Raw genomic sequence first — 25,533 nt, 5'->3', positions numbered from 1 at the left:
ATAAGGATATAAGATGCGGCTTAAATCAACGTTATTGGTCTTGTTTGCAGTATCATCGTCGCCAAACGCTTTGACTTTAGAAGAGTCAGTTACGTTATCTCTCGATAGCTCCCCAAGTTTGCTTGCTCGCTATTCTCGCTATGAGTCGATGGTACGAGACCGAAATGCCATAAATGGTTCATTTCTTCCTCAGGTTAATTTGTATGCAGCAGCAGGGTACGAAGGTACTCGATATAACAACGGAAACTACATCGACAGTGAAGATAGAACATTAGAAAGAACGGAGATGGGCGTAAGAATCTCCCAACTGTTATTTGATGGATTTAAAACAAGTGCTGACGTTGATCGCTTATCTTACGAGGCTGAAGCTGAACGCTTGGGCTTATTGGCATCTGCGGAAAATGTCGCATTAGATACTGTCAGAGCGTATGTGGACGTTTTACATGCCCGAGAGTTGATGAAACTGACAGAAAGAAACCTAAGTGAACACCAAGAGATCTACCGTTTCATTCTAGATAAAAAAGAAAAAGGTTTAACCAGCAACTCCGACTTAGCGCAGGTTTCTTCGCGTGTCGCGACAACACAGTCCTCATTGATTGCCGCCCAAAACAATCTTTCCGATGCTAGAACAAGATTTGTACGTTTGGTTGGTCGAGCGCCGCAAAACTTAGTTGAGCCTGTTTACCCGCAGGAATTGCTTCCGAATAAGCTTGACGAAGCACTCAAACAAGCGGTTAGGTTGCACCCATCCATACAGTCGGCGATGAAAGATTTAGAGGCGGCTCGACATGAAGTAAAAAGAGAAAAGGGGGATTACTACCCAGAGCTCAAGCTTGAGCTGTCAGCCAACAAAACAGACAACGTGGATAATATTGAAGGCATTAACGAAGATGCAAAGGTTATGCTGACGGTCAACTACGATCTTTTTAACGGCTTTTCTACAGACTCCCGAGTGGAGTCATCTGCCTGGCGAGTAGAGGAGGCGAGGGCTATTCGAGCAAATGCAGAACTAGATGCGAATGAAGGTGTAAGGCTGGCATGGGACGCACATACATTGCTTCAACAGCAAATGGAGTATTTAAAAGTCAACGTTGATGCGGCGAAAGTAACTGAATTAGGGTACATCCAGCAGTTCAATGTAGGGCGACGCAGTTTGTTAGATGTATTAGATGCCAAAGTTGAAACGTTTGTTGCGAGACGGAACTATACCCGAACAAAGTACGATCATTTGGTTGCCACTTACCGTTTATTCAACTCGATGGGGATTCTGACTTATGCGTTGCGAGTTGAGTATCCAGAGAACTGGAAGGAGAACAATAATGGATAAATTCGCAGTGGCGAGTCTTCTAGTTTTCATGTTAGCAGGCTGTGCTGAATCACCGGATACGATGTTGACCACTTACCAGTACAACGACCTTAAAGACAATGATAGTGATGGCGTGATAAACCAACGAGATAACTGCGCAGATACGCCCAAAGGTGTGGTTGTTGACAGTGAGGGTTGTGCGAATTGGGTCAACGACTCGCAGACACACCTGATCAGTTTTTTCTTTGCGATGGATGAGCATCAGGTAACGTCATCTCATGATATGCCGCTAAGCGAGTTGAAAGCATTGCTTCAGAGTAACCCAAATGCGCAAGTCATACTGATAGGAGACACAAGCCCTGAAGCGTCACTCGAATACAACAAAGCGTTGGCAAAGAAAAGAACGGCAGCTATACGAAAATTGCTAGTGAGAAACGGCATTCAAGATAATCGAATTGAAGAGCAAGAGTTTTATCAGAATACGGCATTGACGGTACAACTAAAAAAACGGGAAAGGCGCACAATTGCTGTTGTAAACACGAAAGCTGAAAGTACTGAACAAGCGTGGACTATATTTAGTTCGGACAGCGAGTTGACACCTAATTCGAAGTTGGAGTTGAATTATGAAAATTAAAGTCTTGCCTTTCTTTGCTCTAGCTTCATGTTTGATTTCACCGCTGGCATTTGCTGACTCTGAGGCTCGAACATCGATTTTTGTCGAACCAGAGATACTAGAAACGATAGAAACATTGATAGATGAGCCAAGTGTAAATGTAGCGCTTGCATCTCAGTCTGGTGGTTTTAACGACATGCTAAATGACGGAGCCTCTATTGCGATCACATCTAAGAAATGGTCAGATGAAAACATCTCCCGATTTCAACGAGAAAGAGGCCACAGGCCTACACGTTTGTTTTTAATGGCAAACGCTATTGTCGTAATCAATAGTCAAAAGAGTACGGTAGATAGTGTTTCCGTTAGTGAATTGAAACGCTGTGATGCAAATACGTATGCTTTCGGGGAGATGCGTTTAAGTAACCCAGATGTGAGCTCTAATGGTTGTCAATCATCGATTCAAATGCTTGATGAAGACCGATTGAAACGGGCTTTAAGCGACGACTTTTCAGCCAAAGCTTATATGCGATACTCCGATTTTAAATACTCAGAACAGTGGTCGAGCTACAAGGCTCTCTCTGTTCATCATAACGATGACTCATGCTCTTTGAGCACAGATTGCATCTATTCTCTTCGCTATCCATTTTCCGTGGTCTATTACGTTTATATAAATAAACAATTCGACACCAATCAGAAAATCACAAAATCAAAACTATTTGAACTCCTTACAACCGACAACAATACACAACAGGTACGAAATGCTGGGTTTATTTCACTACCAAAAGCGCTTATTAAAAGAAATAGAGTGAAGTTAGGGCTAGATGAGCCAGTTGTTTTAAACGGGTATAAATAAACTTCATACGCCTAACTATGTGGGCTTGAGTGAACGTACCGTCCTAGGAAGTTTTGCCTTGCTGCTCATTTATCTTTGGTTAACTTTTGGTCAATTGAGTTGGTTATAAGTGGTTTTGTTGGTAATTTTTCTATCATTGTGGCAAGTTTACTTAAAATTACTTAAGTGAATTTAAGTTATGACACAAGAAGAAAGACTCGTAGCGCTCAGAGCGAAGCTGGATCAGCAAAATAAAGTAACGTTGTCTGAAGTTTGTGAGTACTTTGGTATCTCGCGAGATTCAGCTCGTCGAGACTTAGTTAAGTTGAGTCAGCAACCTGGGTTACAAAGAATACGAGGTGGTGTCATGCTTGCGCCGATCTCTTCCCATACCGAGGCATACGCGAGTCGACCCGTGAGTGACGTTAAACATCGACTAGCTCAAGCTGCCGCAGCGTTGTTGGATGAGCGCGACCATCTTGTTATTGATACCAGCACCATTTTGTCTCTGCTCCCACTCTATGCAGGAAAAGCGCGTTGTGGAGAAAACAAGCTCAACGTCGTTACTAACAGCATTGATGTACTGACCGCTGCTGAAACAAACGACACAATGGACGTTCATTTCTTAGGCGGACACTTTGACCCTTATGCCAGAGCAGTTTTAGGGGCGCAAGCAGAGCAGCAAATGCAGCAGTATCACGTGAACAAAGCGTTCATTGGCGTGTGTGCATTGACATCCCGAGGGCTGACAACAAATAGTTTGTTAGAAGCTACAATGAAACAAGCGATGATTGCTCAAGCTCAGCAGGTCATCGTCGTTTGTGAATCCCGAAAAATTGGTAGCGACAATTTCCACCACGTATGTGATTTGTCAAAGATCGACATCATTATTACCGATCATCCCCCTCAATCAGATTTTCAACAACTCCTCGATCACAATGATATTGAATGTATTGTTGTGTCACCGAAATAAGGAATCTTAGAATGGCTTACGATCCCGTAAAAACCGCTGTGATTGGTTACGGATATTCAGCAAAAACGTTTCATTTACCCTTCATTAAAGCGCTACCAAATTTAACGCTGAGCGCGATAAGCTCTCGTCAACAGGAGGCGGTTCAAAATGATTGGCCAGATGCCAAGTGGTTTTCTGATGCGAATACTTTACTCGATGATAGTGATGCAGAACTCGTAATCATTACTGCGCCAAATGACGTACATTACGAACTTGCAAAGCGTGCGTTGAACAATGGGAAACACGTCATCGTCGAGAAACCGTTTGTTACTCGTATAGAAGACGGTAATGAACTTATCGCCTTGGCGGAAGAGAAAGGTCTAGTGCTGAGCGTTTTTCACAATAGACGTTGGGATGGAGATTTTCTCACGGTTAAATCTCTTATCGAACAAGGTAAGTTAGGTGATATAAAGCTGTTTGAGTCACACTTTGACCGTTACCGCCCTGAAGTTCGTCAACGATGGCGAGAGCTAGCTCAAGATGGTGGTGGTATTCTATTCGACCTTGCTCCTCATCTTCTCGATCAAGCATTGGTGTTGTTTGGCTTGCCAGATGCGATAGACGCACAATGTCGAATGATGCGTCCGGGCGCGACGACGATTGATTATTACAACTTGATACTTCATTACCCTGAGCATATTGTGCACTTGCATTCAAACTTGTATAGCCCAGAGCCGAATCTCCGATACAAAGTATTGGGTACGGAAGCTAAATATGAAAAGTTCGGATTAGATCCTCAAGAGGGCTACTTAAAAGAAGGCCGTTTGCCGGAAAACGATGCTTGGTCGGAAGAAGATGAGGCGTTATACGGAGTCCGTTACGACGAAGACGGTGCGCAAACTATCAAAACGGAGAGAGGCGCGTACCAAGCTTACTTTGTTGGTGTGGCAGACGCCATTCGTTTGGGCACTGATAACCCGGTCCCTGCCGCTCAAGCAGTACAGAATATCGCTCTGATTGAGATGGCATTGGAAAGCAGTAAAACGGGTAAAACGATTCAGGTGAAACCATGAGTTTGACGCTTGAACTCGTGGCCCGGCAAGAGCATGAACTTCAGTTGGCGGAATTTAATCATCATATTGCGTGGTCTATCGGCCTCGCTCTAAAAGAAGAGGCTGAAGCTCGCGGCGCGGCTGTTGCTATTGAGGTTTACGGCTTTGGACAAACGCTATTTCAATACGCGATGGCAGGAACCTGTGCTGATCATTTAGATTGGGTCCGTAGGAAGCGAAACTCAGTATTAAGGTATGGCCACAGCTCTTACTATCTTTCTCTGTACAACAAGCAAAAGCAACGTGATTTCGAAAATCAGCCTCATCTCGATGCTCGTGAGTACTGTGCTCATGGTGGCGCGTTCCCAATTCGGCTTTCTGGGTCTGGTTTGGTTGGGGTTGTGACGGTATCGGGTTTACCGCAGTTAGATGATCATCAGCTAGTTGTGGATATATTAAAAACGATGACAGAGACAAAACCCTCTTAAACGCCAAATATGAAAGTAGCACGGTTCTTTATCGTGCTACTGAATTCTCTTTTTAGCTCATAAAGTGTTCTTTAATGTGAGCAAATATTAACATTGATCCCAACTTACTACCTGAAAATCAAATCAATTTCATATAACCTATACGCTCATTTATACAGAAAGCCTTCAAAGTTGGCCATTGGCAATGTCTTTTAGAAGAAAAGAAAAACTCAATCTTAGAAATCTTATTGTCACCCTATGTGTGTTCAGTGTGCTTGTCACTTTGATCAACGCATTCTACTCGATTTATCGTGTTCAAAGGGATCTCATCATCAATAACACGTTAGAATCAAACCGTGTTTACGCCCAAAAAATGTCTGAAATGACAGACTCTTTCATAGAAAGCTCAATGTCGCAGCTAAAATACAGTGCGAACGTGCTAAAAGACAAGATGCATGACGCTCAGCTTCTTGATAAAGAGGCTGAGAGATTAAGAACGCAAACCAAATCATTTAACTCTGTGGTTGTCGTTAATGCAAAAGGGGTTATTATTTCTGTATCCCCTGAAACACTTCAGGTGAAAGGTGTAAGGTTAGTGGGTGAAAGAAAACGCCAGTCTTTAAACGCTCAAGCACCGGTTGTTACTGAACCATTTATATCGCCAGCTGGAAATTACTTGTTAACCATCTCATACCCTATATTTTCTCAATCTAATGAATATTTAGGTTATATCGGCGGCACTATTTATCTAGAAAAAGAAAATATTCTTGCAGAGTTACTCAGCCAGCACGCATACAAAGATGGTTCTTTCCTTTACGTTGTCGATGAGAGTAACACTCTGATTTATCACCCAGATCAATCGAGAGTTGGTGAAGTAATCGACGATAATGAGGCAATCAAAGCGGTGACGATGGGGCAGAGCGGTAACAAAGAAATTGTTAACTCTCGCGGCGTCGAAATGCTTGCTGGTTATGCACCAGTAAAGTCATCAGGATGGGGAATTGTTGCTCAGCGCCCGAAATCGATGACGTTATCTGTGCTAGATGAACAGATGTGGAATGTTTTCCTTAAGTCGATTCCAATTGGTTTATTAACTTTGTTGCTAATTTGGTTCTTGTCCCTTCTTATTTCTAGACCACTTTGGCAGTTAGCGGGTGCTGTGCGAGGTGTCGAAGAACATTCATCCTCTATCGATGATCTCAAACTGGTTAAGTCTTGGTATTTTGAGGTCTCACATTTGAAGCTTAGCTTTCTTAAAGCATTTGGTATCGTGTCAAAAACCATTGATAAGCTGCAACTGGATACATTAACAGATTCGATGACTGGATTATTGAATCGACGTGGATTAGATAAAGTTCTTGGTTTGTTTAAGCAGGAAAATACCGCGTTCTCTGTTTTGGCGCTAGATATTGACCACTTTAAGAGCGTAAACGATAACTATGGCCATGACGTGGGTGACAATTTACTTAGAGAGTTTGCGCAGTTAATGAAAGACCAAGCTCGCTCTAATGATCACCTGTGTCGTTCTGGCGGTGAAGAATTTATGATGTTTTTGGAAAAAACAGACGTAAACCACGCTATGGATGTTGCAGAGCGTATTAGACACAACGTGGAACAACATGACTTTCAGGTGGTTGGTAAGGTCACGGTTTCGTTGGGTGTTTCTCATTGGAAAGGCAATGACACACCAATTGAAGCGGTAATGAAAGACGCCGATAATGCACTGTATAAAGCGAAACATAATGGAAGAAATAGAACGGAGTTGGGTGACGACGCACAATAGATATTGTGCTTTATGCTGAACATAAAACGAGCCAGTGACTAATCTTTGCTGTTAATCGCTGGCGTAACCGCTACCAATTGCGCGAAACGGCAAGTTCAGCTCTAATTCTGGTATTTGTTTACCCACCCAAGCCGGAAATGTATTGCTATTTGGCCCTGGAAACAGCGTATATTCTTCAGCCCAAGGGTATTGGTTAATAACACTTTGTATTTTAGGGATAAGCTGGTGGGCCTTTTCACCTTGTATGGAGAGGATCTTTTCTGGTTTTGCACCATACCAATATCGATCTGGCGTCCCAGTTTGGTACTGATATAGAGCGGGTTGTCCGCGATTCACTCTCCAGCCGACTACTTCATACACTGTATATTCGTTCGCATTTTCAGGCTTTATTGCAAACCATGTATGAACGGCAAACCAGCCTCGCCAACCAAACGCGTCTGCGGCGTAAAACTCAATCACAGCATGCTTGACATTGGAAGGATCGGGTGCGATACCCGCAGGTTCTCTGCTTGCGGTACGCCAATCTCCTTGAGTGCATCCACCCAGCATAACCGCGATTGACATGAGCCAAATTTTTACAAGGTGAGTAAAGTTGAGAGGGTCTTTCATTTATTGCTCCTAGACCAACCGATGCTGGTAATGCTCTATTGATTTTAGCTATAAAAACGTGGCAAGTCTGATAGTTGAAATCCTCTCCTTATTAAAAGAGAGAGGGAAGTTAGTGCCATAATTCCAGTTCATACGTAATAATAAGGTAAGCCGATTTGTAACATGTGGCATAGACGATGCCGTATTTCTCGAACGATTCGTCTAGTTGCGTATGAAAAAGTAAGAGGTTGTATGTATTCCTTACACGGCCACATGAATTAAAAACATTGAAAAAACAGAGGTTTACAGTGGATTTTGACTGATTGAGTGAGTTTGGGACCCTCACATTGTCTCGCATTTGCTTGTTTTGGGCGGAATTTTCATCGCTCATCTTTTTGCGCGTTTAGAGTCAGCGCTCAGCTATGGCACAATAGGCGCTCACAGAACAAGTGCTGTTTGGTCATGCAAATAGCAGAAAAATAACTAGAAATAGAATAATTAATGTTTAAATCAAAAAGTATACTCGCATTAAGCATGTTCGCATTTGGCTGTTTTGCCAATCAAGATAGCGAACCAACGTCCGTTGTGCTGAACTATGGTGACTCCTCCATCAGTACTGATATTCAAGCCAATCGAAAATTTCATGTTGTCCGAGACAATGAAAGTGAGCACGTAGAATTTTCCGGAGGAATCATAAAGGAGTATTCCGATTATATTGTGAATGTTCATATCATAAGAAAAAGCAAAATACGCAGATCAAGCCGAGAGCTGAATACAACCGTACTGATGAACAGTGATCAGATTGGGAAGCCTTTAGTGATTGGCATTGAAAATGATGAGTTCACTAGTATCACTTTGCGTTAATGCTTAGTATTTATTGAATAAGAATGAGGAAATTGATGCTCTCAATACGCTGCTATCGCACCGAGGATGCCCCAACACTGTGGGCACTCTTTTACCATACTGTGCGAATCATTAATCGTCGCGATTATACGGAATCACAAGTTTCCGCTTGGGCACCATCAGATTTTGACCTCGATGTGTGGCAACGAAAAATGGACGATATTCAACCATACGTCGCGGAGATAGAAGGGCAGGTCGTTGGCTATTGTGATTTGCAAGGTGACGGCTTGATTGATCATTTCTTTTGCCATCATGAATACCAAGGACAAGGTGTTGGTCGTGATTTGATGTCTTTTCTTTTTTCACAGGCGAAAGTACAGGGGATAAAACGACTGTATTCTGAAGTGAGTATTACCGCCCGACCTTTTTACGAGAAAATGGGTTTCACAGTTAAGTCTCGACAACATGTTGAGGTTAGGGGAGAAACCTTAACTAACTTTATGATGGAAAAGTATATTTAACTTAAATAGTGAGCATTTAGTGAGCTTGAACACAGATATAAAATGTTTTCCAATGTGAAAACGAGTTCATTGATCTCGCACCAACGTTTTGTTTGAAAACAGTGTACATAATCTTCTCTGGAACGCCATTACCGCATTTCGTCTCTGAAGGCTTAAAAACAGTCTGAAAGTTTTGGTTTTGCGGCGGGTAATAGCGTTCCAAACGCCAAATGTGTCTGGCTAACCATCTCAGGAAGAGAAGTAGTACTATGCGCCCTTATCTCAAATACGTTGTTCCAACATTGATACCATTGCTTGTTTGGTTGATGCCTCTCTCTGCGTTCCCATTTGATGGCATTACTATCGTCCAGCAAAGAGTGATTGCAATCTTCTTGCTTGCCGCACTTTGCTGGGTATTCGAGCCAATTCCAATCTACGCCACTTCGGTTGTGATCATTGTCCTAGAGCTATTGCTTGTATCAAATAAAGGTATTGTGCTCTTTCGTTTGCAAGAAGGGCAGCCACATTTTGGTGAGCTATTACAATACAACGAGATAATGGCGACCTTCGCTAGTCCGATTATCATGCTCTTCCTCGGCGGTTTCTTTTTGGCTATGGCGGCGACAAAGTACAGGTTAGATGTCAACTTAGCCCGAGTGTTACTCAAACCATTTGGACAAAAACCAAAGTTCGTTATGCTGGGGTTGATGCTGATCACCGCTGTTTTTTCTATGTTTATGTCAAACACCGCAACAACAGCGATGATGTTGTCCATTTTAACCCCTGTGATAGCGGTTTTCGGGCCTAAAGACCCAGGTCGAATTGCATTCGCCTTGTGTATTCCTGTTGCAGCCAACATTGGTGGCATTGGTACTCCAATCGGCACGCCACCGAATGCCATCGCCCTAAAATATTTGGTTGGTGACAACTTAATTACGTTTGGTGAATGGATGGTATTTGGTGTGCCATTCGTTATTGTGATGATGGCGTTAGCCTGGTTTCTGATTGGCTTTTTGTATAAAGCCGAACAAACCACCATCGATCTGAACATTAAAAGCAAGTTTTTGAAAACACCCAAAGCAATAATGGTTTACGTCACCTTTGCCGGCACGATTATTCTTTGGTTGATGGGTTCTGCACATGGAATGAATTCTTACACAGTAGCATTAATTCCGGTGGCAGTGTTCTCATTGACGGGCATCATCAACAAAGAAGACTTGAAGAAAATCTCTTGGGATGTGCTTTGGTTGGTGTCAGGCGGTATTGCTCTGGGCCTTGCTCTAGATAAAACCGGGCTTGCGAAGCTGGTGGTACACAGCATTCCGTTTGATCAGTTCTCGCCATATGTTGTCTTGTTTGGTGCGGCTTTCTTGTGCTTGTTAATGGCAAACTTTATGTCGCATACTGCCACCGCAAACTTGCTGATGCCGATTATGGCTGCGTTAGGTACCTCTATGGCTTCGTTAACGCCTCTCGGCGGTGAAGTTACTCTGATCTTAGTCGTGACATTTGCTGCTTCACTCGGTATGTCGTTACCAATCAGTACGCCACCAAACGCGTTAGCTCATGCAACAGGGCATGTCGAGAGCGGCCAAATGGCTCGTATCGGTGCCGTGCTAGGCGTGATTGGCGTATTACTCAGCTTTGTGATGGTGTGGATTTTACATACTGTTGGGCATATTGGATAACCCATGTACGAAACGAAGTTAGACGCGTTAGTACAACGCTACTTTAATCACCTTGAACGCCGATTAACGGTTTTATCCGGGTCGGTGCTTATTGAGCAAGCTGGCTACAATGATCGCTTGTACTATGTGCTGTCGGGAGAACTGGCGGGCTATTACGCGGAAGATGACAAGAAACCGATTCAGGTATTTTCTGCGTCTCAAGGTGCGTTTATTGGCGTACATAGTTTCTTTTCTGGTACGTGGACTGCCTCTTCGACAGTGATTGCTCAAACCGATGTTGAATTGGCTTGGATACAGCGTGATACGCCCGCCGTGGAAGAGGCGACATACGGACCATTGACGACACAATTTATGCCTGTGATGGTTAACGAATTATCTCGTCGTCAACGGCGTGCAATGCAAGAGGCATTAGCTAAAGAAAAAGCGCTACAAAAGCTTCATACCGCAGAGCAAATGACAACGTTGGGGCAGCTTGCAGCGGGTATTGCTCATGAGTTGAACAATGCGATAGGCGTTGTAAGCAGTAAATCAGAACGGCTAGAGACAGTTATCATGGAACTGCTTGAAGAAGTTCATCCGGAAGCGAGTCAATTTTTTGATTTTGGTTTAATGCAAGGGCAGAAAGTCTCTTCTAGCGAAGCGAGAAAGCGGGGGCGTCACTTCGAAAAATACTACGGTTTAACCAAGGAGGTTGCTCGTGATCTTGCACGTGCCGTTCCAAATAACTTCCTTTCAGAACATTGGCTAAAAAGACCAGAAGAAGCGATACGTTTCTGGCAAATGGGGCGAGATCTCCATGACTTACGCATCGCTTCTAAACATACCGTTGGCATTGTGCGATCCGTAAAACAATTGGGGCGCACGGATATCGACTTGGATGAAGCGATTAACATCAATGATTCAATCAATCGCGCCTTGGCTCTATTGCAAAGTGACTTAAGACGAGTGAGTGTTCGTTTTAGCCCTGCGGATTTACCTGCTTTTATTGGTTCTCAAACCGAACTCGTCCAAGTTTGGGTAAATATCTTAAAGAATGCGTGCGATGCACTTGGTGAAACGGAGAAACCCGGTATCGAAATACATACTCGGGAGAGTAAGGGTAAAATTTTGGTCACGATTGCTAACAACGGACCAGAAATTGATGAAGCGACACGTAGAAAAATTTTCCGGCCAAACTTCACCACTAAAAAGGGGGGATTGTCGTTTGGTTTAGGGTTAGGTCTGTCGATTGTGAAGCGCATTATCGCCGGATATAACGGCTCTATTGTGGTAAAGAGCGACAGTGAAAAAACGATTTTTAGAATCAAGTTACCAGTAGAGGGTGAACATGGAGAAGCTTAATGTAATTTGCGTTGATGACCAACGAGAGGTACTAAGCGCGGTTCTACAAGATTTAGAGCCGTTAAATCAATGGTTGAATGTCGAAGACTGCGAATCAGCAGGTGAGGCTCTAGAACTGATGGATGAATTTGATGCAGAAGGCGAGATGATCGCATTGATTATTTCCGATCATGTGATGCCAGGTAAAACGGGAGTAGAACTGCTGACCGATGTATCAAAAGACGGTCGTTTTGGCTTTACGAGGAAAGTGCTTCTTACCGGGCAAGCGACGCACACCGATACGATTAATGCGATCAACTCCGCAGGCATTGACCGCTACTTTGAAAAACCATGGCAAGCAAGCCAATTAATAGAGTGCGTTAGAAACCTGGTGACCCAATATATCTTTGATGTGGGTTTAGATTACACTCAGTATCACGAACATTTAGATCAGAGTGTGGTGTTTGAACGCCTACGTTAATAGGGGGCATTAAGCTTTGTTTTCGTCACGGCCAGTTAGTGTCTGAAATCTATAGTGAATAGTTCAGCATGTTTAACGTGGCCGTGCGGAATATTGCTCTAGTATGCTTAACTCAACGAATAGCGGCTTGCACTGGCAACAGAAAGTGGCTTAGAGAACCAATAACCTTGCAGATAATCGACGCCCATTTCGGTAAAAAATTCACACATTTTGGCGTCTTCAATTCCCTCAATCACTACTTCAATATTATTTTCCTGGCACATAGTGATAAGAAACTTCAGATATTCTTGTGAAGAGCGGTTGGTTAGTGTTTTCCACGCCATCGACCTATCAATTTTGATTTGTGTCATCGGGAGGTCGAAGAAGCTATTTAATGAACTGTAACCGGATCCAAAGTCATCCAGAGAGAGTGCAAATCCTAGTTCCCTGAGGGTATTCAGAGGGGCAATGGCTGTCTGATTATTATCCAAAATAAACGTTTCTGTTAGTTCCAACACAATAGACTCAGGATCGACACCAACCTCATCCGCCATGGCTTTAATTCGCGCAGGGAATTCACTATTCATTAACTGAAGTACAGAAACATTCACGTTTACACGAACTTGGTTTTGGTAACGCTCACGGTAGTTTTTGATAAATTCACACGCTTTGGCAAAGACTTGATATCCGAGTTCGACAATCAAACCTTTGTTCTCTGCCACGGGGATGAATTCGTCTGGATAAATTTCGCCAAACTCTTTGCTACGCCAGCGAACCAGAGATTCGAAGCTCACTACTTTTGAGCTTTTGGCGTCAATAATTGGCTGAAACTTAACGCTTAATGTCTGTTTTTCTAGTGCACTTTTTAGACCTTGTTCAATAAAGAAATAACGGTCTACGGCATGCTGAGTTTTCTCACTGTAAACCGCAACACGGTCTTTATTCTGCTCGCTTGCGTACTGACAAGTTCGTGCTGCTTTACGCAATATTTCCTCTGCTGAGTGACTTGGATCTATGCAAGGATACAAACCAATACTAATGTTACTTCCTAAGTATTGGCCCTCTTCAATCACTGCCTCGTGGTAGGTTTCCTTTAAACTTTCGGCGTAACTTTGCAGCGTTTCTACCGAGCATTCATCGTGAATCAAAATCGCAAAGTCATCATCATGTACGCGATATACAGAACTATTTGGAGAAGGTAGGTGACTGAGAGTTTGTAGCAATTTTTCCACTAACCCATCGACCAACTCGCTGCCATATTGATTTAAGTAAGATTTAATCTCTTCTATCTGAATGTAACAGATAGATGCACAAGAATCGGTGGCTCGCACACTATCTTCAATATCCAGCAAGAGATGGGCGCGATTAGCCATACCTGACGCATTGTCATGAAATGCGACTTGATGAATGTAGCTTTCCATCAGCTTGCGTTCAGAAATATCACGGTGGCTACCAACCATATAATGACCATGTTCTGTTTCTTTGGTCATGGCTACGCCTTCAATCCAGACGTACTGTCCATTGGGTTTACGCACGCGGTAGGTCGTTGTGACCCTCGTGTTGTTGGTAATGATGTGAGCATCGACCCGAGTGGAGAGTCTTTCTCGATCGAGAGGGTGAACAAGGTCTAACCATTGCTCTAAGCTGATTCGACCAGCGTTGATACCAAGCTGCTCATAAAAGCCCTTGTTATAAAATACCATGGTGCCAAACTCATCCATGTAAAAGAGGCCTTCGTTAAATACATCGAAGATATGAATGAATCGTTCTTCGACGATTTTTAGGAACTCTCGGTCACTATCTGAGACTTGTTGGTCAAATATGGTGGTCAAGATATTTCCTCCTCGAGCCTTTTAGCATCAGAGATGAGTGTTGGGGTTGATAACATAGAGTTGATCTGCTGGCGTACATTACAATCACAAAAGTGTCAGTTCAAATTGTTTGGCTATCATTTTATGCGCTACTAGGTTAATAACATACTAAGATTAGGCGGCTAATCATCGACATTTATAAAAAATAGTCAACAGTAAAAATCATTTATAAAACACAGTTATTGATGCCGTCCGCAATCTATAAATATTTATGAATAATTATCCTAAAGTTATTTTCAGTTGTGTCGGTATCAATGTGTTGTTTTCTAACGTCATTTGTATATATGTTATCTTGGATAAAACCATAATAACAAAAAGGACTTAATGAGCGCGACCGATTATTAATTGACAGGATGCTCATTAATTGTAATCAATTCAAATTTATTATCACGCCAAGTAATCAAATCTCTTATAATGTGGACGTTAATATCGAGTAAGCCTTCTTTATATGCAGTACGATCCGAAAAATTCAATCAAAATTGCGCTCGCTGATATCGGCGTTGGTATGTTTGTTACCGCGATAGAGCACAACAAGCGCGTCAATTTAGCCAATGCAGGGCGGATATCTAGCCCTGAAGGCATTAAGAAGCTTGCTACAAGTGGCGTAAAGTATGTTTGGGTAGATCAAACATTATCTTCGCAGCAGTGTGTCTTCAAGCCTGTAGATGAATCAACTGATGCCACTAAAGAGACGCGAGAGCAGAAACACTCAGATTTTAAGAGGGGTCAACGAGCTTATCGTTCGAGAGACATCCAACACAAGCGAGCCAAAAAGTTGATCGCCGAAGCAAAAGATTTGGCGCAAAAACTATTGAATCAAACTTTTGAAGGAAAAATCATTGAAGTTGATGAAGTAGAAGCTTGGGCTGACGATGTCATTGAAAGTGTTTTGATTGACTCAGATGCGTTGCAGTGTGTCTCTGCACTCCGAAAAAAAGACTCTTATTTATTGGAACACTCCGTCAATGTCGCTTGTCTTTTAGTGTCATTCGGTAAGTACTTGGGCTTGGATAAGCCAACACTAAAGCAGCTTGCTGTAGGTGGCATTATTCATGATGTAGGTAAAATTAAAGTCGATGATAAGATCTTGCACAAGCCAGCGAAGCTAACGCCTGAAGAATTTGAACATATGAAGCTACATCAAGTGTTCGCAGGTGAGATTATCCTTCACGTAAAAGGGCTTAGTGACGTAAGCCGTGATGTTTGTTTGATGCACCACGAGAAGTTAGATGGCAATGGTTATCCTAGAGGCTTGAAGGGGGATGAGATTCCAATTCACGGCCGTATGAGCTGTATTGTAGATATCTACGATGCGCTAACGGCTGATCGCTGTTACAAAAAAGGCATGAGTTCTGCGGAAGCGTTTAAAATCTTGTTGAGTCTAACGCCATTTCATTTAGACGCCGACTTAGTTTACAAATTCATTAATTGCATTGGGATGTATCCCGTAGGCTCCATTGTCGAGTTGAACGATGGGCGTGTTGGTATTGTTTGGTCTTCAAATGAATCTCAAGCATTAAAGCCAGAAGTGAAATGTTTCTACTCCCGCAAGTATAAACGATACATTGATGTCACGATGGTGGATTTAAAAACGAGTGCGTACAAAATTGAAAGAGCGATCGCGCCTTCATCGTTAGAGATCGATCCTAAGCCTTTTTATGATTAAGAGAAATAGATAAGCTTATACAACAGGCTTTACATCCTTGCATGTAGATCGTATTTTATTTGCATAACTATCTATTAATTTTTTCTAAGTTATTTAGATGCAAGATGGTTATTAAGACCTCGGCTTCATGGATAGAAACCGGGCGATAAAATAGTTCTATACAATGGGCTATAAACCTCATTTTTCTGGAAGGGATGCCAATGCAAATAGATACATGGATTTTTTACACTCTTGCCATTCTCGTGCTCACTGCTTCACCAGGACCAAGCTCACTGTTGTGTTTGAGTAAAGGAGTGAGTAGTGGGTTTCGTATTGCTTTCATGACTGCACTTGGCAGTTTGTCTGCGATTACGATCATCCTTACGCTCTCATTTACCGGGCTGGGAGTTGTCATTGCTTCATCTGAGTTAGTTTTTAATATTATCAAATGGTGTGGTGCCGCTTATTTAATCTGGTTAGGTATTCAAGCGTTGCGCTCATCTCAGACAGATTTTAATAAAACGGCAACGACTCAAAGTTCCGCGACAGCGTTTAGCGCGTTCACTAGTGGTTTCATTGTTGGCGCTAGTAATCCTAAAGCGATAGTCTTTTTCACCGCTTTGTTTCCTCAATTCATAGAACCTTCCGCACCGCTACTGTCTCAATACGCGATTTTCGCGTCTACATTTGTGGTTTTTGAGCTTAGCTGGCTAACATTTTATGCATTGTTAGGGGTAAAAGCCTCCGATTGGTTGTTTGTCGCTGGAAGAGCGAAGTTGTTCAATCGTTTGACTGGTGGAGTATTTATTGGTGCAGGCGTGATGTTGTCGACGGCAAACCGATAAATAAGACAGACTTCGGTACGCAGCTGGGTTTTTTCCATATAGTAAGTTGGAATGCGCTAATTTAGCTTTGTCTTATTTCCAGAATGGAAATAGACGTTTTGTTTATTTTCATTAGTGGCAACAGCCAAGCAGGAGTAAAATCACGTTACTCTTTAGGGGTAGAGCTCGTATTTTGTCTTGTGGGCTTGTGGTTACTTTGTAGGAATATCTTAGATGACAAGCCTTTCTAAACTACAACAACGTTTTCTAGATATCGCGACCGACGTCCGTCTTTCTCCAAAACAGAAGTCGAGTTTTTTAGCTTTAGAGGCGGAAGCGTGCATTCCTTACATGACCGTATCTCCATCACTGAGACAAGCAATGGATGAAGGCATCATCTGCGATATGTTTGAAGGTCATGCACCGTTTAAACCTCGCTATGTGTTGCCTGATTACGCTAAATTTCTATCGCAAGGCTCAGACTATTTAGAGTTGTCTCCGGCTGATGATTTCGATGATGCGTTGAACATGCTGACCATCATTTACCATCATGTTCCTTCGGTAACGAACATTCCGGTTTACTTAGGCCAGTTAGATGATGTCTTGTTGCCTTACATAGGCGACCTAACAGAGAGCCAGATTTACAAAAAGTTAAAACATTTTTGGATCATGCTGGATCGCACATTGCCAGATGCGTTTATGCATGTGAATGTCGGACCGACAGACAACATTATTTGTCGCACTGTTTTAAAAGTAGATGCGGAGCTCAAGCAGATCGCACCGAATCTCACCTTTATGTACGACGAGACAGTTACACCTGATGATTTACTTCGTCAAGCGACACAGAACATTTGTGAATGCAGTAAACCGCATATCGCCAATTACCCAATGCACGCGAAAGCCTACAACGGCTCACGCTTTGGTATTGTAAGTTGCTACAACTCGCTTCCATTAGCAGGTGGCTCGAACACATTGGTGCGAATGAATTTAAAAGAAGTTGCAAAACGAGCATCAGACTGTAACGACTTCTTAAACAGTGCGTTGCCTTCTTACCATCGATTAATGGTCGAGCTCATAAACGCAAGAAGCACGCACTTGCATGAAAAATCGAACTTCTTTCAAGGCTTTTTGACGCAAGAAGGGTTGATAAAAGAGTCCTATTTCGCGCCAATGTATGGCGTTTACGGCATGGCCGAAGCGGTAAACCTTCTATTTGAAAAAGAAGGGCAAATAGGGCGATACGGAAAAAATGATCGAGCAAATACTTTTGCTCATGATGTTTCAGCAACACTGGCTAAACTGGTGGACTCAACCCCGGTGAAATATGGTTTAGATGGCAAAGCGCTCTTACATGCACAAGGCGGCATTAGCTTAGATCATGATGTTACGCCAGGTGTACGTCTGCCTTATGGTGCAGAGCCAGACCCAGTCACTTATGTACAAGCAACGGCGAAGCATCATCAGTATTATCGTGCGGGTATCAGCGATATTTTGACGATTGATGAAACGGTGAAATCTAACCCAGAAGCGATGTTCAATTTATGTAAAGGGGCACTAAATGCTGGTTATCGTGAGTTTACCGCGAATGTCAGTTCAAATGACTTAATTCGCGTGACAGGCTACATGATCAAACTTTCAGACGTCGCGAAATATGATGAAGAAGGTTCGAGAACCAACACGACGTTTCTAGGTGCAGAAGCAGCAAAAAATACCAAAATTTTAGAACGCTCACCACGTGTGGTGAGTCATGAAGTAACACCGACTTACACGCAGGCATAAGTTCGGTTTAGGAAAGAACAAGATGTCTAGACGAAGTGGAAGCCTTTTGGCAAAAGTCACTCGTATCCTTCCTTTCTCTTGTGTTGATGGGCCAGGAAATCGTCTAGTCATCTTTCTACAGGGTTGTAACTATCAGTGTTTGAACTGCCACAATCCTCACACGATAAACCATTGTAATCATTGTGGTGAGTGTGTGAGTGAATGTTCAGCAGGCGCATTGAAGTTCGACGAAAACAACAACGTTGTTTGGCTTAAAGAGGAGTGCACCCACTGCGATCATTGTATAGAGATATGTCAGAACCAATCTAATCCAAAAATTACTGACTACTCTGTAGTAACAATGCTCGATTTGATACGCAAACATCGCTTTTTCATCAGTGGTGTTACTGTATCCGGTGGGGAATCTACCTTACAACTTCCTTTCATTATTGAGCTGTTTAAAGGGATAAAACAAGATCCTGAATTACGGCACCTCTCTTGTTTCATCGACAGTAACGGTTCTTTAGCGGTTGCTGGTTGGCAGCGTATTCTACCTTTTCTGGATGGCGCAATGATCGATTTGAAAGCGTGGCAGACGGAGACGCATCAGTGGCTAACTGGGCGTGATAATCATCGTGTATTTAAAACCCTTCAGTACCTTGTTGAGCACGAAAAATTGTACGAGGTCCGCTTACTGCATATTCCCCGAAAAAGTGATTTAGATATAGAAATCGTAGCAATTGGACGTTACTTGAGTACTCTTCCTGAATCGGTGCTTATCCGTTTAAATGCCTTTCAGCATCAAGGAGTAGTGGGGGAGGCGTTAACTTGGGATATGTGCTCTCATCATGATATCGAACGCTTAAAATCAGAGCTTCGATGCTACGTGAGTAACCCTATCACAGTGCCGACAGTACTCACGTAGTACCGTTGTTTATCTATGCTTACGCATCACAGGCATCTAACATGGCGCAAGCGTCGAGTAATTGTTGCTGTAACCATTTTAAAGCGGGATCGTTTAAGCTCGCTTTGTTCCAAACGAGGCTGTAGGCTACTTGCCCGTAATCGAATGGAAGAGCTTGCTCAACCAAACCTTTTGCTTGCATTGCCGCTCTTGCCCAAAGCTTGGAGCATGTGAACAAGTAATCCGAGTGCTGACACATCACCGCAGCTGAACCAAAGTCGGCTACACGCATGGCCAAGTTTCGCTTTGAATGCCTTTGGGTGAGATTTTGCTCAAAATAAGGTTGTGACAGATCTTTATCATGAATACCGATGTGTCTTGCACAAAGGTAACTTTCAACAGATAAGGGTTGCTCAGCGAGTGGGTTCGATGCTCTCATTAAGCAAACCATTTCGTCTTTCAAAATGGTTTTCCATACCAAGTCTTTATTTTGTGTGGGTGGTTGGCTGAGATCGTGAGGAAGCAACAAAAAATCCACTTGACCTCTTGCTAATGCATCGAAGCTCATTTCCTCTTTCGCATGGACATTCAAGTGCGCGTGGTTACTCAGTTGTTGGGACAGATGCTGTAGAACTGGCGCAAAGAGCTCAAACGAACTTTCACGCATTGCTAATGAAAAACTACCTTGATAGTAAGCCGGATTAAAAGAGCCTTGATGTAATAACCCATTCATACTGGAGAGTATGCCATGGATTGAAGGGCCTATATGCAGCGCAAATGCTGTCGGCACTAAGCGAGTGCCATCACGGTAAAAAAGGTCATCCTTTAGCGTTTCGCGCAACTGTCCGAGCGTTTTACTGACGCTCGATGGTGTTACACACAAGCGTTCTGCCGCAAGTGTGACGCTGTGAGTGGTTAACAACATATGTAAAACAGTTAGATGTTTAAGGCTTATACGCGAAAGAGCAATGTAGTCCATAAATAGCATGGTTTCTTATGATTTTTGGCAGTATATCAGCATGAAACAAATTTTTACTATTGTTTATCTCGGAAACACGCCTGTTTCTCTTTGAGCTCAATGCATTTAATGGGTTGCATAAGGGTTGATGGTGCTTATAAGTCTAGAAATTTATCTTAGTTTTGTTGGACTTTAATGCTTTCATTTATTCAATTCTAAAGCTTCTATGTAATTTTAATCAATTTGGAGGAGTTGATTGATTTGTACACGAATTAAACTTGTTCCTTGTTAATTAAAATAGATATTGTTTTGTTGATTGTTTGGTGATTTACTCATGATCCCTCAGTAACAAAGGTATAAATAATTAATGGACGACCCCTTTAGTCGACAAAACCCTTCACCATATGTCTTCTTATTATTGGAGACATGCTCATGCTAGAACTTTTTATGCAACCAGAAGCTTGGGCTATTTTCGCCACTTTGTTTGCGCTTGAAGTTGTCTTAGGCGTTGATAACGTCGTTTTTATCTCTGTCTTATGTGAAAGACTGCCGCTGCACCAACGTAAACTGGCAAGAAACCTTGGTATTGGTCTTGCTGTTATTGCTCGTATTGGTTTAGTGTTTTCAATCTCTTGGATCATGCAATTGACTCAACCGCTATTTTCTTTGGCGAACCAAGCGTTTACCGGAAGAGACGTTATCATGATTGCGGGTGGTGCATTCCTCTTGGCTAAAAGCCTGAAAGAGTTGTGGAGTTGGTTAAATCACAACGAGTCGGCTCACTCAACTCACGCCCGTACTGGTTTAGCGGTAGTTCTGTTGCAGATTGTTGCCGTGGATGCTGTATTCTCGATGGACTCGGTGATAACCGCCGTTGGTTTGACAAGTGATGTCCCACTTATGGTCGCAGCGATTGTTTCTTCTGCTATCGTGATGGTCATGACAGCAGAAAAAATCAATAACCTGGTGTCGTGTTACCCTGGTTTTAAGACACTTGCTTTGTTATTCCTCGTTTTGTTAGGTGGTTTATTGATGGCAGAAGGCTTCGAAATTCATATCAACAAAGGTTATGTGTACTTTGCGATGGCATTCGGCTTAATTCTGGAACTTTGCCATATCCAGTTAAAAAACAAACAACGCCCGACTATTAAACGTCTTAGTCCGTTGCGAGTTCATCCAACCAGATTAGAAGCTCGTCAATAATAAAAGATATTGCCGCTCATATGAGCGGCATTTTTATATTCGTCATCACCTATTTTTACTCTCTTTTTATTTTGTTGTCGTTTCGACAAAAAATCGCATTTGTTGTGGGGTTGAAGATTTTTTATATAGACCGCCCAACTAATATGAGTGAACGACAATAATGGATAAAATGATCGATGCGTTAGCAACCCATGGCTACTACATCTGGGATGATTTTCTTTCTGAACAAGAAGTGGCTCAATTACGAGACTGCATTCCAAGTAACTGGAAAAAAGCGCGTATTGGTCGTAATGACGATGTGACTCGTATTGAGTCAATTCGAAGTGACAAAATTCAATGGTTATCGCCCAATATGGGGCACGCGGTTACTTCTTACTTAGATAAGATGGAAGAAATACGCCAAGAAGTGAACCGTCACTTGTTTCTAGGACTTTTTGAGTATGAAGCTCACTTTGCCAAGTACGAGGAAGGGGATTTCTACCAAAAGCATCTAGATTGTTTTAAGGGCAATGAAAACCGTCGATTGACAACCGTTTTTTACATGAACGAATCTTGGACGGAAAAGGATGCAGGTGAATTGGTGGTTTACGATCTAAATGATAATAAGATAGCAACCATCTCTCCTCAATCGGGACGCTTACTTTTATTCTTATCTGAGCAATTCCCGCATGAGGTTTTACCGACCAATGCTGAGCGTTTCAGTATTGCAGGTTGGTTCAGAATCAATGGTGTGCGAGACAATGTACTTGATATTGCAAAATGATTGGTTTGCAACCTGCACAAAATCAGCAAAGGGCGTAGATACGCCCTTTATCGATTAAACATTAGTTGATAGCTCGTAACACTCGGTCATGTTTCGCTCTAGCACTGCATAGACGTCAGAACAAAGTTCTTGTTTAGCGACTTGCTCGCCCATAATCGCGGCGATTTGTGCTTGAGCCATTCGTCCTCGGTAGGGACGGTCCTGAGACAGAGCTTGAAAAACATCGGCAACCGCGACAATACGCGAAGGTACATCGAGTTCGTCTCCTGTTTTATGATAAGGATAGCCAGAACCGTCCAAACGCTCGTGATGATTAGAGGCCCACTCCGCTATTTTAGCGTTGGGAAACACTTTGTGTAATGCGAGCTGAGTATCAATTGTATGGCGTTTAATACGCGTATACTCTTGTTTATTAAGAGAGCCTTCTTTATGAAGAATCTCATCTGGTGTTTTTAACTTTCCGATATCATGCACCAACCCAGCAATAAATAACATCTCTTGGTCGTGCTCACAGAGCCCAAGCTTGATGGCTAGATACCGAGATAACTCCGCCACTTTTTGCGAATGTTGATAAGTAAATGGGCTTTTTGCGTCAACAATTCGAGCGATAAACATGCCCAAACTATTCATATCTTGGATGGTGAGCTGTTTTTGAAGCCAATCAATGCTTTTAAAGTTTAATCCGATGGTTTCTATATTTTCAGACTCCATCGCGAACCAAAATGCGTCGGTCATAACGAGCTTAACCATTGCCTTAGCCATGTCTGGATTAAACAAAGTTCCAGCGTTTGCCATGATGCACTCTGCAATTAGTTCTTCATGAAGTGTGACAATGTCACAGTGGCAGTTCATGACGTATTTGGAACGCATAAAATCGAGACGGTCGGCTAAATAAAGTAGGGCAGCGACCTCTTTTTCAAAAGGCGGTAAATCAAGATATTTTAGTTCACTCCAATGTGTATGGTGGTAAAGAACAGGTGTAGCAAACTGACGCAACAAACGACACTGCTTGAGGCTTCGGTATCCTCTTAAGCAATGTGTTTTTACATCTTGTGGCACCAACTCCTCAAGTAACATTTTATGTTCTTGTGTTTCGGAGACTCCACAATCGTGGATCATCCCTGCGAAGTAGCAAAACTCCGCTTTTTCTGGTTCCCAGTTCATGACCCGAGCACATTGGTAAGCGATGTAAGCGACACGATGGCTATGGTGCGTATCATCAACACCTACATAGTCGAGTGCTCGAGCAACCCAGATAAGTGCTTGTTTCAGATCGACTTCAAAGCCCATGTCCGTATGGGAATGGCAAGAATGATTCATGGTTTATACCGACATTGCTAATTAGCCCACGCTAAACCCAAATCAGAAGGTGATAGGAAAAATTGGGTACGACAGCGAATAGACCCCAAAAAGGTGGGCGTTTAGACATAGTTTTGATTATGGGCGGGATAATAATCCTAGTTGCATAATAATATCACCTGAAGCTCATGGTTAAGAGTCAGATATTTGAACTAAGTATAAGTTTTGAAAGATTATTGTTGCTCTTGTTGACTTATTTGAAAACGACAATAAATCATGATGTAACGCATTCTTATTTTTATTTTTGTAAATCGTGCTCGGGCTCAACCAGAGACACACGGTATTGATGTGTGATTAACAGAATTCATATTGTTGCTTTTGGCAAAAAATAAGAAGACTTCTTCGAGGCTCGCTCTGTAACTAACAGAGTAATAGGGAAAGAAGCTTGTTAACTACATGACAATAGAGCGTCGTTGAAAACATTTTCTCTGTAGCTCATGTCGTTGAGGAAAGATAATGAAATGGTACGGTTTCCCAGCGATGCTAGCCCTTTTAGTGAGATAAGTTTATTGAAAATGTGTGATTGCAAAGTAAGCATAGGTGGTAAAAGTAGCTAGAATGATAGCTCTAAATGAAAAGGATTTCGTATGTTGAAGCATCGTTTATATCGGACTTACACCGCAGGGTTAAAAATAGCAGCCCTTATCCTTCCTATGCCGAGACCAACCTTGTTTTCCGGCCCTGGTTTGATGAATGAGCTATTAGAATCGATGGCCGAGCTGGGATTTAAACGCGTTTTGTTAGTAACCGACGAAGGGTTAGTCCAAGTCGGTATTGTAGATAAGGTGCTTGAGGCAGCAGCACAACTCGATTTACAGTTAGATGTTTTCTCGCAAGTTAAGCCCGATCCTACCTATGATCAGGTTGAGAGCGGTCTAGAGGCTTATCATCGTTTTCATTGTGAGGGCATATTAGCTTTGGGTGGCGGCTCTGCAATGGATTGTGCAAAAGTTATTGCTGCGAAAGTTACCAATAAACGGCCAATAAAAAAATTAGCTGGACTATTGAAGGTATGGCGAATGCCAGCACCGCTTTTTGCTATTCCAACAACGGCTGGAACCGGAAGTGAAGTTACTATCGCTGCGGTCGTGTCAGATCCCTCCTCACACATTAAAACCCCTTTAATGGATCCAAAGTTGGTGCCACTAATGGCAGCTTTAGATGCGAATTTAATGATTGGTTTACCTCCTAAGATCACGGCTGATACTGGCGTTGATGCATTAACCCACGCTATTGAGGCCTATGTATCGAAAAACGCTACTCAAGAAACGATGGCTTATTCGGTTGCCGCTATTAAACTCATTTTTAAATATCTTCCTAGGGCTGTGATGCAAGGGGATGATGTCGAAGCTCGTCATAAAATGGCTATGGCATCCTATTACGCGGGTTTAGCATTTACCAAAGCGAGTTTGGGTTATGTTCATGCCTTTGCTCACACATTCGGTGCGAGATATGGAATACCTCATGGTATGGCAAACGGATTAGCCTTGTTGCCTGTGCTGCGCTTTTCATTATCAGAGATTGAGCCTCAACTAAGAAAGCTCGATGAGTTGACGGCCGAGGGGCAGTTAGGTAACGCAAGTGCTCAGCATTTTTTGGCGAATCTGGAGTCCTTGTTTTCAACTATTGATATTGAGCAAACCAGTGCGCTCATTCAACGTGAAGATGCTGATGCGCTTGTTGATTTAATTCTGAAAGAGGCGCACTGGAATTACCCTGTTCCCAAGTTCATGAACAGGGAAGAATGCACACAGTTATTGTTAAATATCAGTAAGGTGTAAATTATAGTTTACATGTGTGGTTTTTTATCCTTACACTTTGCTTGATCTTCTGCTAAAGATCCT

At 42.6% G+C, this 25,533-nt stretch carries 23 protein-coding genes; 19 read left to right on the top strand and 4 right to left on the bottom strand.

Annotation, left to right across the window (positions count from 1 at the left end):
• The first annotated feature begins 13 nt into the window (after nucleotides 1-13).
• From NL626_RS00955 to NL626_RS00925, 7 genes are all read left to right on the top strand, one after another.
• Nucleotides 14-1,327, top strand: coding sequence for a TolC family outer membrane protein (locus tag NL626_RS00955; protein ID WP_054579453.1), 1,314 nt, complete (start codon nucleotides 14-16; stop codon nucleotides 1,325-1,327).
• A complete protein-coding gene (locus tag NL626_RS00950) occupies nucleotides 1,320-1,940 on the top strand; it encodes an OmpA family protein (RefSeq protein WP_031781401.1) in 621 nt (206 codons plus the stop codon). Before NL626_RS00955 ends, NL626_RS00950 begins: the two co-directional genes overlap by 8 nt.
• Complete coding sequence (locus NL626_RS00945) at nucleotides 1,930-2,772, top strand: phosphate ABC transporter substrate-binding protein (RefSeq protein ID WP_253656899.1); 843 nt, start codon at nucleotides 1,930-1,932, stop codon at nucleotides 2,770-2,772. Before NL626_RS00950 ends, NL626_RS00945 begins: the two co-directional genes overlap by 11 nt.
• Nucleotides 2,773-2,950: 178 nt before the next feature.
• Entirely contained in the window at nucleotides 2,951-3,724 is a 774-nt protein-coding gene (locus NL626_RS00940; RefSeq protein ID WP_253656898.1) for a DeoR/GlpR family DNA-binding transcription regulator, read from the top strand.
• An 11-nt stretch (nucleotides 3,725-3,735) separates the two neighbouring features.
• On the top strand, nucleotides 3,736-4,776 hold the full coding sequence (locus tag NL626_RS00935) for an oxidoreductase (RefSeq protein WP_005377752.1): 1,041 nt from the start codon (nucleotides 3,736-3,738) through the stop codon (nucleotides 4,774-4,776).
• Nucleotides 4,773-5,243 carry a heme-degrading domain-containing protein gene (locus NL626_RS00930; RefSeq protein ID WP_005389124.1) on the top strand — a complete coding sequence of 157 codons (471 nt, stop codon included), beginning with the start codon at nucleotides 4,773-4,775 and terminating at the stop codon, nucleotides 5,241-5,243. The genes NL626_RS00935 and NL626_RS00930 overlap by 4 nt, the downstream gene beginning before the upstream one ends.
• A 184-nt stretch (nucleotides 5,244-5,427) precedes the next feature.
• On the top strand, nucleotides 5,428-7,005 hold the full coding sequence (locus NL626_RS00925) for a sensor domain-containing diguanylate cyclase (RefSeq protein WP_005389121.1): 1,578 nt from the start codon (nucleotides 5,428-5,430) through the stop codon (nucleotides 7,003-7,005).
• Nucleotides 7,006-7,056: 51 nt separating this feature from the next.
• Here NL626_RS00925 and NL626_RS00920 read toward each other — a convergent pair whose 3' ends face one another.
• Nucleotides 7,057-7,614, bottom strand: coding sequence for a DUF3750 domain-containing protein (locus NL626_RS00920; protein ID WP_031781286.1), 558 nt, complete (start codon nucleotides 7,612-7,614; stop codon nucleotides 7,057-7,059).
• Nucleotides 7,615-8,094: 480 nt separating this feature from the next.
• Here NL626_RS00920 and NL626_RS00915 point away from each other — a divergent pair, with 480 nt between their 5' ends.
• From NL626_RS00915 to NL626_RS00895, 5 genes are all read left to right on the top strand, one after another.
• Entirely contained in the window at nucleotides 8,095-8,457 is a 363-nt protein-coding gene (locus NL626_RS00915) for a hypothetical protein (RefSeq protein ID WP_025766707.1), read from the top strand.
• A 35-nt stretch (nucleotides 8,458-8,492) separates the two neighbouring features.
• Nucleotides 8,493-8,957, top strand: coding sequence for a GNAT family N-acetyltransferase (locus tag NL626_RS00910; RefSeq protein WP_005389117.1), 465 nt, complete (start codon nucleotides 8,493-8,495; stop codon nucleotides 8,955-8,957).
• Between the two features lie 248 nt (nucleotides 8,958-9,205).
• On the top strand, nucleotides 9,206-10,624 hold the full coding sequence (locus NL626_RS00905; RefSeq protein ID WP_017634015.1) for a DASS family sodium-coupled anion symporter: 1,419 nt from the start codon (nucleotides 9,206-9,208) through the stop codon (nucleotides 10,622-10,624).
• Between the two features lie 3 nt (nucleotides 10,625-10,627).
• Entirely contained in the window at nucleotides 10,628-11,965 is a 1,338-nt protein-coding gene (locus tag NL626_RS00900) for an ATP-binding protein (protein WP_005389108.1), read from the top strand.
• On the top strand, nucleotides 11,952-12,425 hold the full coding sequence (locus tag NL626_RS00895; RefSeq protein ID WP_005377744.1) for a response regulator: 474 nt from the start codon (nucleotides 11,952-11,954) through the stop codon (nucleotides 12,423-12,425). Before NL626_RS00900 ends, NL626_RS00895 begins: the two co-directional genes overlap by 14 nt.
• Nucleotides 12,426-12,532: 107 nt before the next feature.
• Here NL626_RS00895 and NL626_RS00890 read toward each other — a convergent pair whose 3' ends face one another.
• Nucleotides 12,533-14,236 carry a bifunctional diguanylate cyclase/phosphodiesterase gene (locus tag NL626_RS00890; protein WP_005377743.1) on the bottom strand — a complete coding sequence of 568 codons (1,704 nt, stop codon included), beginning with the start codon at nucleotides 14,234-14,236 and terminating at the stop codon, nucleotides 12,533-12,535.
• Nucleotides 14,237-14,723: 487 nt separating this feature from the next.
• Between NL626_RS00890 and NL626_RS00885 the strand changes: the two genes are divergently transcribed.
• The 4 genes from NL626_RS00885 (at nucleotide 14,724) to NL626_RS00870 (ending at nucleotide 19,427) form a co-directional block, all read left to right on the top strand.
• Entirely contained in the window at nucleotides 14,724-15,941 is a 1,218-nt protein-coding gene (locus NL626_RS00885) for an HD-GYP domain-containing protein (protein WP_222712232.1), read from the top strand.
• 200 nt (nucleotides 15,942-16,141) lie between these two features.
• The gene (locus NL626_RS00880) at nucleotides 16,142-16,765 is read left to right on the top strand and encodes a LysE family translocator (RefSeq protein WP_025766704.1); all 624 of its coding nucleotides are present in this window, start codon (nucleotides 16,142-16,144) and stop codon (nucleotides 16,763-16,765) included.
• 213 nt (nucleotides 16,766-16,978) lie between these two features.
• Complete coding sequence (locus NL626_RS00875; RefSeq protein WP_213967684.1) at nucleotides 16,979-18,523, top strand: YjjI family glycine radical enzyme; 1,545 nt, start codon at nucleotides 16,979-16,981, stop codon at nucleotides 18,521-18,523.
• 22 nt (nucleotides 18,524-18,545) lie between these two features.
• On the top strand, nucleotides 18,546-19,427 hold the full coding sequence (locus NL626_RS00870) for a YjjW family glycine radical enzyme activase (protein ID WP_170890610.1): 882 nt from the start codon (nucleotides 18,546-18,548) through the stop codon (nucleotides 19,425-19,427).
• 19 nt (nucleotides 19,428-19,446) lie between these two features.
• On the opposite strand, the gene NL626_RS00865 is transcribed toward NL626_RS00870, so the two are convergent.
• The gene (locus tag NL626_RS00865) at nucleotides 19,447-20,385 is read right to left on the bottom strand and encodes a LysR family transcriptional regulator (RefSeq protein ID WP_005377737.1); all 939 of its coding nucleotides are present in this window, start codon (nucleotides 20,383-20,385) and stop codon (nucleotides 19,447-19,449) included.
• A 411-nt stretch (nucleotides 20,386-20,796) separates the two neighbouring features.
• Here NL626_RS00865 and NL626_RS00860 point away from each other — a divergent pair, with 411 nt between their 5' ends.
• A complete protein-coding gene (locus NL626_RS00860) occupies nucleotides 20,797-21,567 on the top strand; it encodes a TerC family protein (RefSeq protein ID WP_005377734.1) in 771 nt (256 codons plus the stop codon).
• Nucleotides 21,568-21,727: 160 nt separating this feature from the next.
• The gene (locus NL626_RS00855) at nucleotides 21,728-22,330 is read left to right on the top strand and encodes a 2OG-Fe(II) oxygenase (RefSeq protein WP_104975288.1); all 603 of its coding nucleotides are present in this window, start codon (nucleotides 21,728-21,730) and stop codon (nucleotides 22,328-22,330) included.
• Between the two features lie 54 nt (nucleotides 22,331-22,384).
• Here the strand turns inward: NL626_RS00855 and NL626_RS00850 are convergent, their stop codons facing one another.
• Nucleotides 22,385-23,650 carry an HD domain-containing phosphohydrolase gene (locus NL626_RS00850; RefSeq protein ID WP_213893821.1) on the bottom strand — a complete coding sequence of 422 codons (1,266 nt, stop codon included), beginning with the start codon at nucleotides 23,648-23,650 and terminating at the stop codon, nucleotides 22,385-22,387.
• Nucleotides 23,651-24,276: 626 nt separating this feature from the next.
• On the opposite strand from NL626_RS00850, the gene NL626_RS00845 reads away from it, so the two are divergent.
• Complete coding sequence (locus NL626_RS00845; protein WP_253656897.1) at nucleotides 24,277-25,470, top strand: iron-containing alcohol dehydrogenase; 1,194 nt, start codon at nucleotides 24,277-24,279, stop codon at nucleotides 25,468-25,470.
• Nucleotides 25,471-25,533 lie beyond the last annotated feature (63 nt).

It is taken from the genome of Vibrio sp. Y58_MX_L22 (genome assembly GCF_024181865.1).
GTDB lineage: Bacteria > Pseudomonadota > Gammaproteobacteria > Enterobacterales > Vibrionaceae > Vibrio > Vibrio alginolyticus.
This window is presented reverse-complemented; position numbering and strand designations above follow the sequence as displayed.

Excerpts from the sequence above, each read along its gene's own strand:
- NL626_RS00955 (WP_054579453.1), top strand. The coding sequence starts at position 14 with ATGCGGCTTAAATCAACGTTATTGGTCTTGTTTGCAGTATCATCGTCG.
- NL626_RS00950 (WP_031781401.1), top strand. The coding sequence starts at position 1,320 with ATGGATAAATTCGCAGTGGCGAGTCTTCTAGTTTTCATGTTAGCAGGC.
- NL626_RS00945 (WP_253656899.1), top strand. The coding sequence starts at position 1,930 with ATGAAAATTAAAGTCTTGCCTTTCTTTGCTCTAGCTTCATGTTTGATT.
- NL626_RS00940 (WP_253656898.1), top strand. The coding sequence starts at position 2,951 with ATGACACAAGAAGAAAGACTCGTAGCGCTCAGAGCGAAGCTGGATCAG.
- NL626_RS00935 (WP_005377752.1), top strand. The coding sequence starts at position 3,736 with ATGGCTTACGATCCCGTAAAAACCGCTGTGATTGGTTACGGATATTCA.
- NL626_RS00930 (WP_005389124.1), top strand. The coding sequence starts at position 4,773 with ATGAGTTTGACGCTTGAACTCGTGGCCCGGCAAGAGCATGAACTTCAG.
- NL626_RS00925 (WP_005389121.1), top strand. The coding sequence starts at position 5,428 with ATGTCTTTTAGAAGAAAAGAAAAACTCAATCTTAGAAATCTTATTGTC.
- NL626_RS00920 (WP_031781286.1), bottom strand. The coding sequence starts at position 7,614 with ATGAAAGACCCTCTCAACTTTACTCACCTTGTAAAAATTTGGCTCATG.
- NL626_RS00915 (WP_025766707.1), top strand. The coding sequence starts at position 8,095 with ATGTTTAAATCAAAAAGTATACTCGCATTAAGCATGTTCGCATTTGGC.
- NL626_RS00910 (WP_005389117.1), top strand. The coding sequence starts at position 8,493 with ATGCTCTCAATACGCTGCTATCGCACCGAGGATGCCCCAACACTGTGG.
- NL626_RS00905 (WP_017634015.1), top strand. The coding sequence starts at position 9,206 with ATGCGCCCTTATCTCAAATACGTTGTTCCAACATTGATACCATTGCTT.
- NL626_RS00900 (WP_005389108.1), top strand. The coding sequence starts at position 10,628 with ATGTACGAAACGAAGTTAGACGCGTTAGTACAACGCTACTTTAATCAC.
- NL626_RS00895 (WP_005377744.1), top strand. The coding sequence starts at position 11,952 with ATGGAGAAGCTTAATGTAATTTGCGTTGATGACCAACGAGAGGTACTA.
- NL626_RS00885 (WP_222712232.1), top strand. The coding sequence starts at position 14,724 with ATGCAGTACGATCCGAAAAATTCAATCAAAATTGCGCTCGCTGATATC.
- NL626_RS00880 (WP_025766704.1), top strand. The coding sequence starts at position 16,142 with ATGCAAATAGATACATGGATTTTTTACACTCTTGCCATTCTCGTGCTC.
- NL626_RS00875 (WP_213967684.1), top strand. The coding sequence starts at position 16,979 with ATGACAAGCCTTTCTAAACTACAACAACGTTTTCTAGATATCGCGACC.
- NL626_RS00870 (WP_170890610.1), top strand. The coding sequence starts at position 18,546 with ATGTCTAGACGAAGTGGAAGCCTTTTGGCAAAAGTCACTCGTATCCTT.
- NL626_RS00865 (WP_005377737.1), bottom strand. The coding sequence starts at position 20,385 with ATGGACTACATTGCTCTTTCGCGTATAAGCCTTAAACATCTAACTGTT.
- NL626_RS00860 (WP_005377734.1), top strand. The coding sequence starts at position 20,797 with ATGCTAGAACTTTTTATGCAACCAGAAGCTTGGGCTATTTTCGCCACT.
- NL626_RS00855 (WP_104975288.1), top strand. The coding sequence starts at position 21,728 with ATGGATAAAATGATCGATGCGTTAGCAACCCATGGCTACTACATCTGG.
- NL626_RS00850 (WP_213893821.1), bottom strand. The coding sequence starts at position 23,650 with ATGAATCATTCTTGCCATTCCCATACGGACATGGGCTTTGAAGTCGAT.
- NL626_RS00845 (WP_253656897.1), top strand. The coding sequence starts at position 24,277 with ATGTTGAAGCATCGTTTATATCGGACTTACACCGCAGGGTTAAAAATA.